The organism is Kribbella qitaiheensis, assembly GCF_042657745.1.
Taxonomy (GTDB): Bacteria; Actinomycetota; Actinomycetes; order Propionibacteriales; family Kribbellaceae; genus Kribbella; species Kribbella qitaiheensis.
This window is the reverse complement of the sequence record NZ_JBHSKE010000091.1, coordinates 1-1,503: the sequence shown is the minus strand read 5'-3', so window position 1 is coordinate 1,503 and position 1,503 is coordinate 1. Positions and strand designations below refer to the sequence as shown.

The 1,503-nt window shown below is 67.9% G+C and carries 1 protein-coding gene; it reads right to left on the bottom strand.

Translation table 11 applies throughout. From position 1 onward, the window contains the following. Positions 1-80: 80 nt before the first annotated feature. Positions 81-1,445 carry an IS1380 family transposase gene (locus ACFPJ1_RS43275; protein WP_380112278.1) on the bottom strand — a complete coding sequence of 455 codons (1,365 nt, stop codon included), beginning with the start codon at positions 1,443-1,445 and terminating at the stop codon, positions 81-83. Positions 1,446-1,503 lie beyond the last annotated feature (58 nt).

Genomic DNA, 1,503 nt, shown 5'->3' with positions numbered 1-1,503 from the left:
GGTTGGGCGTGACGGGGTTGCCGGGCGGGCCGGCTGGTCTCCACGGGGTGCTCTGCTCGGTCCTTGCGACGGTGGGTGGGTCAGGTTGTGCGGGGTGGCCCGTGGCGGGTGCTGGCGCTGAGTTGCTGCCAGGCGTGTTCCCAGGGCCAGGCGGTGGGCAGGTGCAGCGTCAGTCTTCGCGCGGACCGGGCGAGCCGTGCGGGGATGTTGATGAGCTGGGTCCGGATCGTGGCGGTGGTGGCCTTGGCGTGGACCGCGGAGGCGAGGGTGCCGGCGGCGCGGGTGAGGTTGAAGGCCATCGCGGCGCAGACCAGCCAGGCGCTGTTGGCCCAGAACCTGCCTGAGGGCAGGTGGGCGAGGGGTCCGTTCTTCAGGTCGGCGATGACCTGCTCGACGATCGCGTGCCCACGGTGGGCCTTCTCCGCGGTGAGCATCGGCAGCGGGCTGTTGGTGAAGACCGCGTGATAGCGGTAGACGGTGAACAGTTCGCCTTGATGGGCCGGGTTGGCGTCCGGGACGCGCCGCACGATCAGCCGGGCGGTGACGTGTTTGGCCTTGGCTCGGGAGGCGAACGCGGTGTAGCCGATCTCGGCGACCTCGGCCTGGCTGATCCAGGCTTGCGCGCCCTCGTCGTAGATCGCGTTGGTGTACTTGATCGATGTCCACGCGGTCTCGTCGATGCTCTCGATCGCCTTACGGACAGCCGGATCCTGCCGGGCGGTGATCGAGAAGCAACTGCCGTGCCGTAGGCAGGTCGAGATGACGTCGGAGTTGTAGAACGCCGAGTCCGCCCGCAGCACCCGGACCCCGATCGCGCCTGAGGACTTCGCGGTGACCAGCGCGTCCGCGACCAGGCGGTGGGCGCCCTTGACGCTGTTGGTGGACCCCTTGCGCAAGCGGGCCGCGGCGATCACCGGCGCCGAGCCGGGGGTACTCATGATCGCCAGCAACGCGTTCAGGCCCTTGACGCCGGTGTAGCCACGGCCGGCGCCCTGCTTGGCGTATCCGTAGGTCTGTCGGACGGTGTCATCGACATCGATGTAGGTCAGCTCAGCAGCGCCGGGCAGCAGCGGCGCGTGCCGGGTGAGGTTGATCAGCAATCGCGACGCCACCGCGTCGAGCTGTCGGATGTGCCCGAACGTGAACGAACGCAGGAAGGTCCCGAGCGTCGACGGTGCCCGGACGCCGGTGAACAGCCGTTCCATCGCGCCGTGCCGCAACAGCGTCATGTCATCGATCGAGTCGGCCCCGCAGACCATGCCCGCAACCAGCGAGCCGATCTTCAGGTGCGCGTTGTTCCCGCCGGTCTTGTCGATCCGGACGTGTTCGGTTACCAACTCCTGCAGACCGGCACGCTCGGCAAGGCTCAAGACCGGCGCCAGGCCCGCGCACGACACGAGGTTGGGGTCATCGAAGACTGCCGTGAAGCCGTGAGAGACTCGCATCCAGCGGATGCCCTTCTGTGCAGAGACTTTGTGACCATCGCAAGCCACATTCTCTTTG

Bases quoted from the DNA above. Each gene is read 5' to 3' on its own strand.
- ACFPJ1_RS43275 (WP_380112278.1), bottom strand. From the start codon at position 1,445: ATGCGAGTCTCTCACGGCTTCACGGCAGTCTTCGATGACCCCAACCTC.